The organism is Streptomyces viridochromogenes DSM 40736 (genome assembly GCF_000158955.1).
Lineage (GTDB): Bacteria > Actinomycetota > Actinomycetes > Streptomycetales > Streptomycetaceae > Streptomyces > Streptomyces venetus.
Map to the genome: position 1 here is coordinate 2,546,618 of NZ_GG657757.1, position 15,055 is coordinate 2,561,672.

General features: G+C 73.3%; 14 protein-coding genes. 7 read left to right on the forward strand and 7 right to left on the reverse strand.

What is annotated here, in order from left to right:
• The first annotated feature begins 34 nt into the window (after positions 1-34).
• A complete protein-coding gene (locus SSQG_RS11145; RefSeq protein ID WP_003989853.1) occupies positions 35-682 on the forward strand; it encodes a bifunctional 4-hydroxy-2-oxoglutarate aldolase/2-dehydro-3-deoxy-phosphogluconate aldolase in 648 nt (215 codons plus the stop codon).
• On the opposite strand, the gene SSQG_RS11150 is transcribed toward SSQG_RS11145, so the two are convergent.
• From SSQG_RS11150 to SSQG_RS11160, 3 genes are read right to left on the reverse strand one after another with little or no spacing between them, the layout of a single operon-like run.
• Entirely contained in the window at positions 657-2,336 is a 1,680-nt protein-coding gene (locus tag SSQG_RS11150) for a bifunctional RNase H/acid phosphatase (RefSeq protein WP_003989854.1), read from the reverse strand. The genes SSQG_RS11145 and SSQG_RS11150 overlap by 26 nt on opposite strands.
• Positions 2,337-2,355: 19 nt before the next feature.
• Positions 2,356-3,099 carry a zinc ribbon domain-containing protein gene (locus SSQG_RS11155; protein WP_003989855.1) on the reverse strand — a complete coding sequence of 248 codons (744 nt, stop codon included), beginning with the start codon at positions 3,097-3,099 and terminating at the stop codon, positions 2,356-2,358.
• Positions 3,096-3,935 (reverse strand): Nif3-like dinuclear metal center hexameric protein, encoded by an 840-nt coding sequence (locus tag SSQG_RS11160; protein WP_003989856.1) that lies wholly within the window; start codon positions 3,933-3,935, stop codon positions 3,096-3,098. The genes SSQG_RS11155 and SSQG_RS11160 overlap by 4 nt, the downstream gene beginning before the upstream one ends.
• A gap of 248 nt (positions 3,936-4,183) precedes the next feature.
• Here SSQG_RS11160 and SSQG_RS11165 point away from each other — a divergent pair, with 248 nt between their 5' ends.
• Positions 4,184-5,449 carry a hypothetical protein gene (locus SSQG_RS11165; RefSeq protein WP_003989857.1) on the forward strand — a complete coding sequence of 422 codons (1,266 nt, stop codon included), beginning with the start codon at positions 4,184-4,186 and terminating at the stop codon, positions 5,447-5,449.
• 97 nt (positions 5,450-5,546) lie between these two features.
• On the forward strand, positions 5,547-5,714 hold the full coding sequence (locus tag SSQG_RS41760) for a hypothetical protein (RefSeq protein WP_086025078.1): 168 nt from the start codon (positions 5,547-5,549) through the stop codon (positions 5,712-5,714).
• Between the two features lie 105 nt (positions 5,715-5,819).
• Here the strand turns inward: SSQG_RS41760 and SSQG_RS11170 are convergent, their stop codons facing one another.
• Genes SSQG_RS11170 through SSQG_RS11180 form a run of 3 tightly spaced genes read right to left on the reverse strand, consistent with a single transcriptional unit; the run spans position 5,820 to position 8,780 of the window.
• Entirely contained in the window at positions 5,820-6,767 is a 948-nt protein-coding gene (locus SSQG_RS11170; protein WP_003989858.1) for a 3-oxoacyl-ACP reductase, read from the reverse strand.
• Between the two features lie 11 nt (positions 6,768-6,778).
• Positions 6,779-7,855: a Zn-dependent alcohol dehydrogenase gene (locus tag SSQG_RS11175; RefSeq protein WP_003989859.1), complete on the reverse strand. Its 1,077-nt coding sequence runs from the start codon at positions 7,853-7,855 to the stop codon at positions 6,779-6,781.
• Between the two features lie 31 nt (positions 7,856-7,886).
• A complete protein-coding gene (locus SSQG_RS11180; RefSeq protein WP_003989860.1) occupies positions 7,887-8,780 on the reverse strand; it encodes a MaoC/PaaZ C-terminal domain-containing protein in 894 nt (297 codons plus the stop codon).
• 311 nt (positions 8,781-9,091) lie between these two features.
• Between SSQG_RS11180 and SSQG_RS11185 the strand changes: the two genes are divergently transcribed.
• Positions 9,092-10,318: a hypothetical protein gene (locus SSQG_RS11185; RefSeq protein WP_003989861.1), complete on the forward strand. Its 1,227-nt coding sequence runs from the start codon at positions 9,092-9,094 to the stop codon at positions 10,316-10,318.
• A gap of 98 nt (positions 10,319-10,416) precedes the next feature.
• Here SSQG_RS11185 and SSQG_RS11190 read toward each other — a convergent pair whose 3' ends face one another.
• Positions 10,417-11,859 (reverse strand): MFS transporter, encoded by a 1,443-nt coding sequence (locus SSQG_RS11190; RefSeq protein WP_003989862.1) that lies wholly within the window; start codon positions 11,857-11,859, stop codon positions 10,417-10,419.
• A gap of 199 nt (positions 11,860-12,058) precedes the next feature.
• Here SSQG_RS11190 and SSQG_RS11195 point away from each other — a divergent pair, with 199 nt between their 5' ends.
• The 3 genes from SSQG_RS11195 to SSQG_RS11205 all read left to right on the forward strand — a co-directional run bounded on the left by SSQG_RS11195 (position 12,059) and on the right by SSQG_RS11205 (position 15,027).
• Positions 12,059-13,795 (forward strand): MFS transporter, encoded by a 1,737-nt coding sequence (locus SSQG_RS11195; protein WP_003989863.1) that lies wholly within the window; start codon positions 12,059-12,061, stop codon positions 13,793-13,795.
• A 138-nt stretch (positions 13,796-13,933) separates the two neighbouring features.
• The gene (locus tag SSQG_RS11200) at positions 13,934-14,584 is read left to right on the forward strand and encodes a class I SAM-dependent methyltransferase (RefSeq protein ID WP_003989864.1); all 651 of its coding nucleotides are present in this window, start codon (positions 13,934-13,936) and stop codon (positions 14,582-14,584) included.
• A 128-nt stretch (positions 14,585-14,712) separates the two neighbouring features.
• Entirely contained in the window at positions 14,713-15,027 is a 315-nt protein-coding gene (locus SSQG_RS11205) for a hypothetical protein (protein ID WP_039932387.1), read from the forward strand.
• Positions 15,028-15,055 lie beyond the last annotated feature (28 nt).

The following is a 15,055-nucleotide window of genomic DNA, read 5'->3' on the forward strand; positions in this document are numbered from 1 at the left end:
GCGCATGCTGCTGAGTGGGCGGCAGGATACGGCCATGACCTCTGCCCTGCCCGCCTCCGTGCTGGACCTCGCGCCCGTCCTGCCTGTCGTCGTCATCGAGGACGCCGCCGATGCCGTACCGCTGGCGCGGGCGCTGGTCGCCGGTGGGCTGCCCGCGATCGAGGTGACCCTGCGGACGCCGGCGGCTCTGGAGGCGATCCGGGAGATCACCGGGCAGGTGCCTCAGGCGCTGGTCGGTGCCGGGACGCTGATCAGTCCGGAGCAGGTCACGGACGTGGTGGCCGCGGGTGCCCGCTTCCTGGTCAGCCCGGGCTGGACGGACGTACTGCTGGAGGCCATGCGCGGGTCCGGCGTCCCGTTCCTGCCGGGGGTGTCGACCACCTCGGAGGTCGTGGCGCTGCTGGAGCGCGGGGTGCGGGAGATGAAGTTCTTCCCGGCGCAGGCGGCGGGCGGTACGGCGTATCTGAAGTCACTGTCCGGGCCGCTCCCCCAGGCCCGGTTCTGCCCCACGGGCGGGATCGGCCCGGGCTCCGCGCCGGAGTATCTGGCCCTGCCCAACGTCGCCTGTGTGGGCGGGAGCTGGATGCTGCCGCGGGACGCGATCGAGGCGCGCGACTGGAGTCGCGTCGAGGCGCTGGCCCGCGAGGCGGCGGGGCTCAGCGCAGGTGGGACGTGTCGTTGAGGAGCCGGACGCTGGCGTTGCCGTCCGCGTAGTACGCGACGGCCGAGAAGGACGCGGCCGACAGTTCCATACGGAACAGGGACTCCGGCGGGGCGCCGAGGGCGAGCCGGACCAGCGTCTTGATCGGGGTCACGTGCGTGACGAGCAGGACCGTGCGGCCCGCGTACGCCGCGACCAGCTTGTCGCGCGTGGCGGCGAGCCGGGTGGCCGTCGCCGCGAAGCTCTCGCCGCCGCCGGTGGGTTCGGCGTCCGGGGAGGCCAGCCAGGCGTTCAGGTCGTCCGGGTGGCGCTCGCGCACCTCGGCGAAGGTGAGGCCCTCCCAGGCGCCGAAGTCGGTTTCGCGCAGGCCGTCATCGATGCTCACGTCGAGGCCGAGCCGGGCGGCGACGATGCCGGCGGTCTCCCGGGTGCGGGCGAGGGGCGACGACACGATCGCCTGGATCGTGCCGCGCCGGGCCAGGAAGGCGGCGGCCCGCTCGGCCTGCTCCCGTCCGACGGCGGAGAGGGAGGGGTCGGTGCCCCCACTCCCCGAGAACCGCTTCTGGGGAGTCAGCGGGGTCTCGCCGTGACGCAGGAGCACGAAGGTGGCGGGGGCGCCCATGTCGGCGGGGGCCCAGCCGGGGGTGGCCACGGCTTGCGCGGCACGGGCGTCGGCCACGGCTTTGGCATCACCCGAGGCGGCGAGGCCGTCCGCGGCACCGGGGTCGGCGACACCGTCCGCAGCACCAGGGTCGGCAACGCCGTCCGCAGCACCGGGGTCGGCGATGCCCTCCGCAGCACGGGCGTCGGCCACGGTCTCGGCGGCACGGACACCCGCATCAGCCCCCGCGGCACCGGAGCCGGCGACACGCTCCGTAGCACGAGCGTCCGCCACAGCTCCGGCGGCACGTACGTCCGCGGAGTCCTTCGCGAGGCCGCCGCCCGGCCCCGGCGCGTTCGTCGCTTCGCGAACGGACGGAGGCCCGGCCTCCGTACCCGAAGGGTCCGACGGGGCCGACGGGACTGAAGGGGCCGACGGGTCCGACGGGACTGAAGGGGCCGACGCGGCCGACCCGGCCGGTTCGGTCGACCCGGCCGGTTCAGTCGACCCGGCCGGTTCAGTCGACGCCGCCGAGGCGGCTCTCTCCGCCAGCGCTTCACGCACCCGCGCCGCACCCGCCACCGCATCACCGGGCGGTGGTGACGGGGCAGCGGCGGCAGCCGTGTCCAGTTCAGCCGTGGAGGTCGACTCCGACCACTGCTCCCCCCTGGCCCCCGCGTCCATCGCCTCGTTGGCCAGCCGGTCCGCGTGCTTGTTCTGTTCCCGCGGCATCCACTCGTACGTGACCCGCCCGGGCGGGAAGACCCGGGCCGCTTCCGCCGCCAGTGGCTTCATGTCGGGGTGCTTGATCTTCCAGCGGCCCGACATCTGCTCGATGACGAGCTTGGAGTCCATCCGGACGTGGACGGTCGCGTCCGGGTCCAGTTCGTGGGCGGCGCGCAGCCCGGCGAGGAGGCCCCGGTACTCGGCGACGTTGTTCGTGGCGACGCCGATGTACTCGGCGACCTCCCGCAACGTCTCCCCTGTCGCGGCGTCACTCACCACGGCCCCGTAGCCCGCGGGCCCCGGGTTGCCCCGCGACCCGCCGTCCGCCTCGACGATGAACTCCCGCACCGGAAGGGCTCCCAGCGATCTAGAGACCGGACTCGGCCGTACGCACCAGGATGCGGCGGCAGTTCTCGCAGCGGATCACCGTGTCGGGCGCCGCCTTGCGGATCTCGGCCAGCTCGGTGATGGCCAGCTCCTGGCGGCAGCCCTGGCAGCTGCGCGCGTACAGCTTCGCCGCGCCGATGCCGCCCTGCTGCTCGCGCAGCTTGTCGTAGAGCTTGAGCAGGTCGGCCGGCACGGACCCGGCGATGACCTCGCGCTTCTTGGAAACGGAGGCGACCTCCCCGTCGATCTCCTCGAAGGCCGCGTCGCGGCGCGCGGTCGCGTCGTCGATCTTCGCCTGCACGGAGGCGACCCGGTCGGTCAGCTCGGCCACCCGCTCCTGCGCGGATTCCCGGCGCTCCATGACCTCCAGCACCACGTCCTCCAGATCGCCCTGCCGCTTGGCGAGCGAGGCGATCTCGCGCTGGAGGTTCTCCAGGTCCTTGGGGGAGGTGACGGCGCCGGAGTCCAGGCGCTGCTGGTCGCGGGTGGCGCGCTGGCGCACCTGGTCCACGTCCTGCTCGGCCTTGGTCTGCTCGCGGGCGGTGTCGCTCTCCTCGGTCTGCGCGGCCACGAGCAGGTCGCGCAGCTGGGTGTGGTCCTTGGTCAGCGACTCGATCTCGGCGTGCTCGGGCAGCGACTTCCTCTTGTGGGCGAGCTGCTGGAGGCGGACGTCGAGGTCCTGGACGTCGAGGAGTCGGATCTGGTCGGCGGGCGCGGCGTTCAGTTGGGGGCTCCAGGTGACGAGGAGTGGCTGGTCCAGGGGTCGGTGACCGTCTTGGAGACGTGGACGCGCAGGTCCCATCCGTGCCGGTCGGAGATTTCGTCGAGCTGGCTGGCGGCCAGCTCGCACCAGGGCCACTCGGTGGCCCAGTGCGCCGCGTCGAGCAGCGCGAGGGGGCTGTGGGCGCGGGCCTCCGACACGGGGTGGTGGCGCAGGTCCGCGGTGAGGAAGGCGTCGACGCCCGCCGCGCGCACATGGTCGAAGAGGCCGTCGCCGGAGCCGCCGCTGACGGCGACGGTGCGCACCGGCGCCTCGGAGTCGCCGGCGACCCGGATGCCCTGCGCGGTGGCGGGCAGCCGCTCGGCGGCGCGTGCGGCCAGCTCGCGGACGGTCAGCGGCTGGTCGAGGGCGCAGACGCGGCCCAGGCCCCGGCGGCCCTGGGGGTCGGTGGGGTCGGGGACGAGCGGCCCGGTGACCCGCAGGTCCAGGGCGCCCGCGAGGGCGTCGGAGACACCCGGGTCGGCGGTGTCGGCGTTGGTGTGGGCGACGTGCAGCGCGATGTCGTTCTTGATGAGGGTGTGGACCACGCGGCCCTTGAAGTGCGTCGCCGCGACCGTCGTCGTACCGCGCAGGTAGAGCGGATGGTGCGTGACGAGCAGGTCGGCGCCCAGCTTCACGGCCTCGTCGACGATCTCCTGGACCGGGTCGACGGCGAACAGGACCCGGGTGACCTCCTGGTCCGGGTCGCCCACGACGGTGCCGACCGCGTCCCAGGACTCGGCCCGCTCGGCGGGCCACAGGTTCTCCAGCGCGGCGATGACTTCAGACAGACGGGGCACGGGTGCAAGGCTACCCGTCTGATCTGTGGCGTTGAACCGCCACCGGCACCTCCGCCGCCACGTCCCCCGCACCCGTCGGCGCCGGCGCCACCACCCCCGTCGGCCCGACTGCCGCCCCGCGCAGCACAAACGCCCCCTTTCCCTCAGGCGAATCGTTCCTGGAACACCCTTATGTGTGAAGACGGGACCCGGTGGATTCCTCGCCCGCGCGTACGGTAACTACGTTCGTCACTGGAGGTGACCGAACGATGACAGCGTGTGCGATCGAGCCTTCGGCGGGTCACGAGGACGGAGCCGCGCCGGCGGGATGCACGCTCAGCGCGGACGGCGCCTACGCCGCGCGCCTCGCGTCGGCGGGCGATTCCTGGTTCCCGGAGCGCTGGACCCTGGACGGCCCCGAGCCGTACGCGGTGCCGCTGCCCCGTAACCAGCCGGAGGAACCGGGCACCGAGGTGCAGCCGATGGGCGACGGGCGGGTCCTCATCCACCGTCTGGTGGCCGGGCGGCACGCCTTCTCGCTGCTGTACCCGACCGGCCCCGGCACCGGCGAACTGCCCCTGGGCGTGGTCGAGTGCCCGCAGGACACGGCCCGGCTGCGGCTGCTGCCGCCCGCCCCCGGCGGCGAGAAGGCGTACGCCCTGGCCGTCGGGCCGCGTGTGACGACGGTGTGGCTGGTGGTGGGCGGCGCCTGCGGTCCGGAACGGCTGGCCGAGGTGCCCGGCCGGTGCTCGGGCGGGGTCTGGCTGGACGGTGCGGGACGGCTGCTGGCCCTGGACCGGGAGGCCGGGGGACGCACCAAGGCCGTCGTGGTGGATCTGGAGCGCGGCGGCGAGGTGTCACCGCTGCTGCAGATCGCCGCCGACAGCGACGACCGGCTGCTGCTCGCCGACCACGACAGCGGGCTGCTGATCGTCCGCTCGGACGCGCCCTCACCGGGGCGGGAGCGGCTCGGCTGGGGCGTCCTGGGCAGCACGCTGCCGGTGCGCTTCCCGGAGTGCCTGCTGCTGCGGGACTGCACCGTCACACCGTTCGCGATCCAGCCGGGGCAGGTGCTGACGCCGGAGAGCTGCGCGGTGGCGCTGCGCGTCGACGGGCCGGTGGGCAGCTGGGTCGCCGTGTGGCGGCCGGCGGAGCGGCGGGTGCACCATCTCCCGGCGCCCGAGGGGTGGCTGGCGGGTACGGGCCTGTGGACGCCGGACGGGGTGCTGCGCCTGCCGTACGCGACGCCCGCGGTGGCGTGCGGGGTGGCACAGGTGAGCCCGCCCGGGGCTGTGCCGCCGGAGCCCGGTTTCATGCCACAGGAGCCCGGGGCCGTGCCGCCGGAGACCGGTGTCATGCCGCCGGAGCCCGGTGTCATGGCGGCCGGTCCTGAGCCGGAGACGGGCGGGCAGGCCGTCGGCACGCCCTCCGTGCCGGGGCACCCTCCGGAACCGGCGCCCCCGGCTCCGGGCCCCTCCGCCCCCCGCCCGGTCCCGTTGCAACAAGCCCCGTTGGGAGGGCTTGTAACGAACTAGTGGCGGTTGGCGTGGCCGCCTGGATCGCGGGGGCGGGGGGCCGGTTAGACTCGCCCGGCTGTAAGAAAGATCATGTTGACGGGGTGAATTCCATCCGATGAGCGACGCCAGCACGAACCAGCCGCGCACTGCCGGCCTCCAGGAGCCCGCGACCGGCCACGGCCGGCACCGTGGCGAAGTCTCCACGCAGAACAGCGAGACGGCGCCGCGCGGCCGCCACCGCAAGCCGGTGGCGGAGAACGAGCAGGCCGGGACTGCTGCCTGAGGGCGAGTCAGTCACCCGAGTGAGAACGGCCCTTCCCGTCGCACGACGGGAAGGGCCGTTCCGCGTCTGACCCGCGTCCGATCCGTGTCCGATCGTCCGCGTCGCTCACCCGCGCCTGAGTCCCAGCACCTCCGCCGCCGCGAACGTCTCCCCCGCCGGCCGGTCCGCGTAGTACGGCCCGAGGACGGCATCGAGTTCGTCGTACGTGAAGGTGTCCTGCTTGCTGTCGAACCGGGCGGCGACCCGGGGCCGTTCGACGACGGCCACCATCCCGCCGTGCACCACGAGGAGCTGTCCGTTGACGTGGGCGGCGGCGGGCGAGGCGAGGTAGCCGACGAGGGGGGCGACGTGCTCGGGGGCGAGCGGATCGAGGGCGCTGCCGGTGGGCTGCTCGACGCCCGCGAAGACGTCCTCGGTCATCCGGGTACGGGCGCGGGGGCAGATCGCGTTGGCCGTCACGCCGTACTTGCCGAGGGCGAGGGCCGTGGAGGTGGTGAGGCCGACGATCCCGCCCTTGGCCGCCGCGTAGTTGGGCTGTCCGGCGGATCCGGCGAGGAAGGCCTCCGAGGAGGTGTTCACGATCCGCCCGAACACCGGCTCCCCGGCCCGCTTGGACCGATCCCGCCAGTGCGCGGCGGCGAACCGGGTGGTGTTGAAGTGGCCCTTGAGGTGCACGCGGAGCACGGCGTCCCACTCCTCCTCGGCCATCGAGAACACCATGCGGTCGCGCAGGATGCCCGCGTTGTTGACGAGGATGTCGAGCTTGCCGAACTCGGCGACGGCCAACTCGACCAGGGCGCGCGCCTGCGGGAAGTCGGAGACGTCCCCGGTGTGCGCGAGCGCCGAGCCGCCGGCCGCCCGGATCCCGGCGGCGACCTCCTCGGCGGGCCCGGCGCAGGCCTCGCCACTGCCGTCGCGGCCGGGCTGCCCGTAGTCGTTGACGACGACGGCGGCGCCGAGCCGGGCGAGTTCCAGCGCCTCGGCCCGGCCGAGCCCGCGGCCCGCGCCCGTGACGATCGCGGACAGTCCCTGGAGCGGCAGCGGCAGCGGCATGGCGTCGGTCCTCACATCTCGATGCACGTGCGCAGGGCGGTCCCGGAGCGCATCTGGTCCAGGGCCTCGTTGATGTCGGCGAACGGGACCCGGTGGGTGATCAGGCCGGCCAGGTCGACGCGGCCGGCGCGCCACAGGGCGATGGTGCGTTCGTAGGAGCGCAGGACGTCGCCGCCGCCGTACATGGACGGCAGGATCCGCTTCTCGTCGAAGAACAGCTCGAACATGTTGAGCTGGAGGAAGTCGTCCATGGCGCCGGCGCCGACCACGACGAGGGTGCCGCCGCGCCGGGTGGTGTCGTACGCGGTGCGGGCGGTGGCGGACCTGCCGACGACCTCGAAGACGTAGTCGAAGCCCTCGCCGGCGGTGATCCGCTGTGTGGCGTCGGGGAGTTCGTCGGGCGAGACGGCCTTCGTGGCGCCGAACCGCAGGGCCGCCTCGCGTCGGGAGACGACCGGGTCGACCGCGACGATCTCGGCGGCGCCCCGCAGCCGGGCGCCCTGGATCACGGAGATGCCCACACCCCCGCACCCGATGACCGCCACCGATGAACCGGCCTCCACGTCGGCCGTGTTGAGCGCGGCGCCGAGTCCGGTCGTCACCCCGCAGCCGATGAGCGCGGCGATGTCGAAGGGCACGTCGTCGGGTATCGGCACCGCGCAGCCGGCGTCGACGACGACCTCCTCGGTGAAGGTGCCGGTACCGGCGAAGCCGAAGACGTCCCCGCCGTGCCGCTTGAAGTTGGGGGTGCCCGCGTTCATGAACCCGGCGAGGCACAGCTGGGTCTGCCCGCGCTTGCAGGAGGGACAGGCGCCGCAGGCGGGCAGCCAGCACACCACGACCCGGTCACCGGCCTTCAGGTGGCTCACGCCCTCGCCCGCTTCGAGGATCTCCCCCGCCCCCTCGTGGCCGGGCACGAACGGGGCGGGCTGCGGCAGTACCCCGCTCATCGCCGACAGGTCCGAGTGGCACAGGCCCGTGGCGCGCACCCGGATCCGCACCTTGCCCGGTCCGAACCCCACCGCCTCGACGTCGTCGAGGACCTCCAGTTTGTCCTGGCCTGTCTCGTGCAGTACGGCTGCGCGCATGGTGCGGCTCCCCTCGTACGGCGGTGTGGACTCAGGTGTGTTCGACGATGGTGTCGGCGAGGACCGGCGTGTCGTCCCTCCCCCACTCTTGGCTTCGCTCGAGCGGGGGGACCCCCCTGGCGGCGCCGACGGCGACCCGTGTGGACTCCGGCGTGTGCCACATGCGGATCCGCAGGGTCTCGCCCGGGAAGACGACCCCGGCGAAACGCGTGGCGTACGACCGGACCCGGGTCACGTCCCCGCCGAGCAGCGTGTCGACGACCGCCTTGAGCGTCATCCCGTAGGTGCACAGCCCGTGCAGGATGGGCCGGTCGAAGCCGGCGCGCTTGGCGAACTCGGGGTCGGCGTGCAGCGGGTTGAGGTCGCCGGACAGCCGGTACAGCAGGGCCTGGTCCTCGCGGACGTGGCGTTCGACGGTGCGGTCCGGCGCACCGGCGGGTGGGTCGAGCCGGGCGGACGGCCCTCGGTCGCCGCCCCAGCCGCCCTCTCCGCGTACGTAGATCTGCGCGTCGTTGGTCCACAACGGCCCGTCGTCGTCGGCCACTTCGGTCCGCATGACGAGGACGGCCGCCTTGCCCTTGTCGTACACGGCGGCGATCCGGCCGGTGGCGGTCGCGCGTCCCTCGGCGGGCAGGGGGCGGTGGATCCGCAGGCTCTGCCCGCCGTGCAGGACGCGGGCGAGGTCGACGTCGACGCCGGGCATGGACAGGCCGCTGATCACGCCGGGGGATCCGGCGCCCGCGACGGTGGCGAAGCTCGGCAGGACGTGCAGCCGGGACTCCAGGGTGTAGCGCAGCTCGTCGGGGTCGGTGGCGGGGCGGCCCGCGCCGATGCCGAGGTGGTAGAGCTGCACGTCCTTGGTGTCCCAGGAGATCTCGCCGGTCCGGGGTTCGGCGGCGAGCGCCTTGGCTGCGTCGATGGGCATGGGGCTCCTGATCGCCGTGGGAAGGACCTCGGCACGGCCGTCCGCACCGTCGGCCGCACCGAGGCCGTCTGGGGCCGAACTGGAACGCGTTCCAGTCCTGCGCCCTCTGTATAGCCCAGGCCACCGCACTTGTGAAGCCTCCTGACGTCGTGTCAGACATGGGTGGTCGGACGGACGCGCCATGACGTTCGGGGCACCCCGGGGTGGGCAGGGGCCGGGCCCTCTTGTGGGGTGGGGTGGCGTGTACGTTGGCCGGTGGTCCGCGTCGCAGTCGTCGGCGGCGTCGGCAAGGGGCTAGGGAAAAGGAACACATGGCACGCGTCGCCGTCATCACCGCGCCGAACATCGGGTACCGCAACACCGGCATGCTGACCGTCGACCTGGCCTTCGAGTCCCTGCGGCGGCGTATGGACGCCGGGATCGACGCCACCTGGTTCACCCTGCACACGCCCGAGACCGTGCCCCTGCGCGAGTGCGCGCTCGGCACCGACCTCCCGTTCCGCTTCCACCCCCTGGCCGAGCACCTCGACACCGTCCGCGACCACGACGCGGTCGTCTTCTGGGGCGACTTCCTCCACACCCGGCACTATCTGGAGCAGGACGCGACGAACCGCCTGCTCGACTTCGGCTTCGCCGAGGACCGTGACGCCGCCCGGGGCCTGCTGAACCGGACCCTGCTCTTCGCCGACCAGCCCGACGAGCTCCTCGCGCGGACCCTCAGCTACGGCGGGACGATCCTGCACAACACGCAGTCCGACTACGAGGACAAGGACTACGGCCCGCTGTTCTCCCGCATGGTGCGCCGCAGTCACCGCGTGTGGGTGCGTGACCCGCTCTCGGCGGCGAAGATCGCGCACCTGCGCGAGGACCGTACGACCGACTACTTCGGTTCGGACGCGGCGCTGCTGTCCCGCCCGGGCGACCTCGACCACCTCCCGACCACGGACTGGTCCCGTTCCGTGCCGGACGGCGGTGCGATCGGCGTGTTCCTCGGCGCTCGTACCCCGATCCCCGACTGGCTGCCCGCCTTCTGCCAGGACCTCTCCGATCGTCTGGGGGCCCCGCTCGAGTGGCTGCCCTGGTTCGACCGTGACATCCCGGCTCCGGTCGGCCACATCGCGCCCCGCCCGGGCCGGCACACCATCGGCGACCTGCCGGCGGTCCTCCCCCGGTACCGGCTGGTCATCACGGACACCTACCACCTGGCGGTCAACGCCTGGGGTGCCGGCACCCCGGCGGTGTGCGTGGGCGCGCCCGAGCCGACCCCCAAGACCCATGACGACTACCTGACGCTGAGCGATGTGAAGAAGCACGTCTTCCACATGGCCTACGACGCGACGGACTTCTACCTGTCCACGCTCCCCGACAGCGGGGAGGGGCACGAGCGCCGCGTCGACCGGCTCGTCCAGCTCGTGGAGGGCGGCGGAGCGGACACCGTGGCGCGGCGTATCCGGGCTCACGCCGACCATTCGGCGGCGGCGTTCACCGACACGCTGACCTCTCTGCTCGGCGGCCCGCGCCCTACCCCGGGCCCGTGACCGATGGAGACGCTACGGGAGGCCCGCCGCCAGGGCCGGCTGTGAGCCCTGCTCCCACCCGGACAACGCGGTCCCACCACCGGAAGCCCCCGGCGGGCCTACCGTTCCCGTGCCGTCCGCGGCAGCCACACCCACATCAGCAGCACCCCCACCGCCAGCACCCCGGTCCCGACCCGGAAGGCCAGTGCGTACCCCTCCGTCAGTGCCGCCGGGGTGGTGCTGCCCGCCGTGCGGGCCGCCGCCAGGGTCGAGAGGACCGCCAGGCCCAGTGAACCGCCCATCGTGCGCGAGGTGTTGACGAGGCCGGAGACCAGGCCCGCCTCGCCGGGGGCCGCGCCGGAGGTGGCCAGGGCGGCGAGCGGGGTCGCCGCCAGGCCCGCGCCGAGCATCATCAGGATGCCGGGGATCATGATCGAGGTGGCGTACGCGCCGTCGGGGGTCATCGTGGACTGCCAGCCGAAGCCGGCCACGGCGACCAGCGTCCCCAGCACCGCCACCCGGCGGGGGCTGATCGTCCGCATCAGCCGGGGTGCGAGCTTGGAGCCGAGGACGACGGCGAGGGAGCTCGGGACCAGGGCGAGTCCGGCCTCCAGCGGCGAGTAGCCGAGGGCGTTCTGCGCGTACAGGGTCATGAAGAACCACATGCAGAACATCGCGGAGCCGCACAGGAACATCGCCACGTTGGCCGAGGACACCGAGCGGAGCCGGAGCAGTCCGAGCGGCATCAGCGGATGAGCGGTGCGGGCCTCGACGGCGAGGAACAGGGCGAGCAGAGCCAGCCCGGCGAGCAGCGGCAGCAGCGTGGCCGGTGCCGTCCAGCCCGCCGCCTCCGTCTGCGAGATGCCGTAGGCCAGCGTGCCCAGCCCGGCCGTGACGCACAGGGCGCCGGGCAGGTCGAGTCGCCGCCCGTCACCGGCCCGGCCCTCGACGAGGAACCAGACGGCCGCGCTCAGCACCACCGCGCCTATGGGCACGTTGATCAGCAGCACCCATCGCCATGACAGCGCATCCACCAGCAGCCCGCCGACCAGACCGCCCGCCGCGCCACCGCCGGCCCCGACCGCCGTCCAGGTGCCTATGGCCCGGGCCCTGGCCGCCCCCTCCGGCACCGCTGAGGTGAGGATCGTGAGCGTCGAGGGCGCCAGGACCGCCGCGCCCAGCCCCTGCACGGCCCGCGCCACCAGGAGGTGCCAGTCGTCCTGCGCCAGCCCGCCGGCCAGCGAGGCCAGGGTGAACAGGCCGAGCCCGACGAGGAACATCCGCTTGCGGCCGTAGAGGTCCCCGGCCCGCCCGCCGAGCAGCATGAACCCGGCGAAGGCGATGGAGTAGGCGTTCACCACCCACTGCAGGCCCTGCTCGCTCAGCCCGAGCCCGGTCCGCATCGACGGCAGCGCCACGTTGACCACGGACACGTCGAGCACGACGAGGAACTGCCCGGCGCATGTGAGGGCCACGACGAGCCACGTCGGCGGCGCTCCACGCGGCGGCAGCAGGGACATGCGGGCAACGGCGGTGTCGGCGGATTCGGGCATGCCTGTCATGCTCTCAACCGCCTTGCGGCCCTGCATCGGGATTTCGCCGGGCCCGCACCTCGGTCCCGGGCCCTAGGACTCCTTCAATCCCAAGGAAAGGTCAAGCTTTCGTTAGGGTGCCGAAGCAACGGAATAGTTGCCTGGACATACAAGGTTCAGGATCCACGTAACTACGCAACCCCGAACACCGGCCTGGAGGCCTCCCTCAATGACGCAGTCGACGACAGACCGTCCCGCCGGCCGAGCGGCGAGCGGAGCCGTGGTCCCGGTACTCGCCTTCGCGGGCATCGTGGTCGCGGTGATGCAGACCCTGCTCGTCCCGGTCATCAAGGATCTGCCGCAGCTGCTGGACACCGCCCCCAGCGACGCCACCTGGGTCCTGACCTCGACCCTCCTCTCGGGCGCCGTGGCCACCCCGATCATGGGCCGGCTCGGCGACCTCTACGGCAAGCGCCGCATGCTGATCACCAGCCTGGCCGTCATGGTCGTCGGCGCCCTGGTCAGCGCGTTCACCAGCGACCTGCTGATGATGATCACCGGCCGTACGCTCCAGGGCTTCGCGATGGGCGCGATCCCCCTCGGCATCGGCCTGATGCGCGACATGCTGCCCCGGGAGCGGCTCGGCTCGGCGATGGCCCTGATGAGCTCCTCCATAGGCGTGGGCGGTGGCCTCGCCCTGCCCGCCGCCGCCCTGGTCGCCCAGCACTCCGACTGGCACGTCCTGTTCTACGGCGCCGCCGGCCTCGGTGTCCTCGCCATCGCCCTCACCCTGCTCGTCGTGCCCGAGTCGCCGATGCGCGCCGAGGGCTCCTTCGACCTGCCCGGCGCCCTCGGTCTGTCCACGGGTCTCGTGCTCTTCCTGCTGCCGATCACCAAGGGCAGCGACTGGGGCTGGACCTCCGGCACCACGCTCGGACTGTTCGCCGCCGCCGCGGTCGTGCTGGTCCTGTGGGGCGTGCTGGAACTGCGCGTCAAGGCCCCGCTGGTCGACCTGCGCACCACCGCCCGCCCGGCCGTCCTCTTCACCAACCTCGCGTCGATCATGGTCGGCGTCTCCTTCTACGTCGTCTCCCTGGTCCTGCCGCAGCTGCTCCAGCTGCCGAAGTCCACCGGCTACGGCCTCGGCCAGTCGATGGTCGTCGCGGGTCTGCTCGTCGCGCCGCTCGGCCTGACGATGATGTTCACGGCGCCCGTCTACGCCCGGCTCTCCGCGAAGTACGGCCCCAAGGTCACCCTCATCCTCGGCCTGCTGATCATCGCGATCGGCTACGGCGCCGGCCTCGGCCTGATGAGCGCCCCCTGGCAGAGCCTGGTCATCTCGGTGCTGCTGGGCGCGGGCATCGGCCTCGCCTACTCCTCGCTGCCCGCGCTGATCGTGGGCGCGGTCCCGGCCTCGGAGACGGGTGCGGCGAACGGCCTCAACACCCTGATGCGCTCCATCGGCACGTCGGTGTCGAGCGCCGTGATCGGCATGGTGCTGGCCAACACGGCGAACCACGTCGGCGGCGTCGCGATCCCGACCATGCACGGCTTCCGCGTCTCCTTCCTGATCGCGACGGCGGCGGTGGCGATCGGTCTGCTGCTGGCCCTGTTCCTGCCGAAGGCGAACCGCGCCCCGCAGCTGCGGGCGAGCAGTGAAGAGGACGCGAACCTGGAGCGCGCCGAGGCGGTGCTGCGCGGCTTCCGCGGCCGGGTGCTGGCCGCCGACGGCAGCCCGGTCGCCCGCGCCAAGGTCACGCTCATCGACCGCCACGGCCGCCAGGCGGGCGCGACCCTCTCGGGCGAGGACGGCAACTACACGCTCACCGTCCCGGGCGGCGGCGCGTTCGTCCTGGCCGCCCGCGCCGCGGGCCACGGCCCGCTCGCCTCGTCCGCGACCCACGCGGGCGACGAGCGCCCGGTCGACCTGGACCTCTCCCTGCCGGGCGAGACGGTCTCCGTCTGACGCCACCACTCCGCTACTGACCAGTACCCCCTGTCGGCCACCGGCAGGGGGTACGGCACGATGGGCGCCCGGACCGTCCTACGACCGACCGGACCGTCCTACGACCGACCAGACCGCCCTACGACCGAGAGGAACCCCATGCCCGCGGCCCCGAAGCCCGAGATCCTGGCCGCGTTCGAGGCGGCGAAGGGGTTCATGCCCGTCGAGGAGGGCCTGGCCCTGTACGCGGCGGCGGTGGAGGCCGGGCGGCTCGGGCTGCCGCTACTGGAGGTCGGCACGTACTGCGGCCGCTCCACGATCCTGCTCGCCGACGCGGCCCGGCAGGCCGGGGTCGGCGCGCTCACCGTCGACCACCACCGCGGCAGCGAGGAGCAGCAGCCGGGCTGGGAGTACCACGACGCGGAGACCGTCGACCCCGAGCTCGGCGTGATGGACACGCTGCCCACGTTCCGCCGCACGCTCCACCGGGCGGGCCTCGAGGAGCACGTGGTGGCGCTGGTCGGGCGTTCCCCGCAGATCGCCGCGTTCTGGCGGACGCCCCTGGGGTTCGTCTTCATCGACGGCGGCCACACCGACGAGCACGCCACCGCCGACTACGAGGGCTGGGCCCCGCACGTCGCCGAGGGCGGTCTGCTCCTCATCCACGACGTCTTCCCGGACCCCCAGGACGAGTTCACCGGCCAGGCCCCGTACCGCGTCTACCTCAGGGCCCTGGCCTCCGGCGCCTTCACGGAGGTCTCGGCGACGGACTCCCTGCGGGTGCTGCGCCGCACGGGGCCGGGCGTCTGAGACCCCGGACCGCGCCGGGCGGTATGACGGCTGGGCGGGTGAACTGGGCCTCCTCCACCCCCTCCGGTCGGCCCACGAGCGGCGTGGCGAGTCGGTGGCGGACCCGCGCTGCCCAAAGATCCGGGCGCGTGGCACACACCTTCGCAGAGCTCGTGGAGAAGCAGCGCGCGGCGGACGCGGCGTACGCCCGCGTGCAGCGCCTACAGGACGACTACGGGCCGCCCACCCAGACCAAGTGGAGCGGCCAGCAGACCACCACATGGGAGACCGCCTGGCGCGCCTGGCGCGACCTCGCCCGGGACGTCCAGGCGGCGGTGACCGCGTACGCGAAGCAGCAGGACACCCCGCGCCAGGACGTCGAGGAGCGGGTGAGGGAGGCGGTGCGGCACGGGGAGACAGAGGAGAACGGGGAGACCGAGGAGAATGGGAAGACCGAGGGGTAGCCCGCCACCCGTCGGGCCGTCCTCGGCC

What these genes read in the sequence shown, in the direction of transcription:
- SSQG_RS11145 (WP_003989853.1), top strand. Translation starts at nt 35, where the DNA reads ATGACCTCTGCCCTGCCCGCCTCCGTGCTGGACCTCGCGCCCGTCCTG.
- SSQG_RS11165 (WP_003989857.1), top strand. Translation starts at nt 4,184, where the DNA reads ATGACAGCGTGTGCGATCGAGCCTTCGGCGGGTCACGAGGACGGAGCC.
- SSQG_RS41760 (WP_086025078.1), top strand. Translation starts at nt 5,547, where the DNA reads ATGAGCGACGCCAGCACGAACCAGCCGCGCACTGCCGGCCTCCAGGAG.
- SSQG_RS11170 (WP_003989858.1), bottom strand. Translation starts at nt 6,767, where the DNA reads ATGCCGCTGCCGCTGCCGCTCCAGGGACTGTCCGCGATCGTCACGGGC.
- SSQG_RS11175 (WP_003989859.1), bottom strand. Translation starts at nt 7,855, where the DNA reads ATGCGCGCAGCCGTACTGCACGAGACAGGCCAGGACAAACTGGAGGTC.
- SSQG_RS11180 (WP_003989860.1), bottom strand. Translation starts at nt 8,780, where the DNA reads ATGCCCATCGACGCAGCCAAGGCGCTCGCCGCCGAACCCCGGACCGGC.
- SSQG_RS11185 (WP_003989861.1), top strand. Translation starts at nt 9,092, where the DNA reads ATGGCACGCGTCGCCGTCATCACCGCGCCGAACATCGGGTACCGCAAC.
- SSQG_RS11190 (WP_003989862.1), bottom strand. Translation starts at nt 11,859, where the DNA reads ATGACAGGCATGCCCGAATCCGCCGACACCGCCGTTGCCCGCATGTCC.
- SSQG_RS11195 (WP_003989863.1), top strand. Translation starts at nt 12,059, where the DNA reads ATGACGCAGTCGACGACAGACCGTCCCGCCGGCCGAGCGGCGAGCGGA.
- SSQG_RS11200 (WP_003989864.1), top strand. Translation starts at nt 13,934, where the DNA reads ATGCCCGCGGCCCCGAAGCCCGAGATCCTGGCCGCGTTCGAGGCGGCG.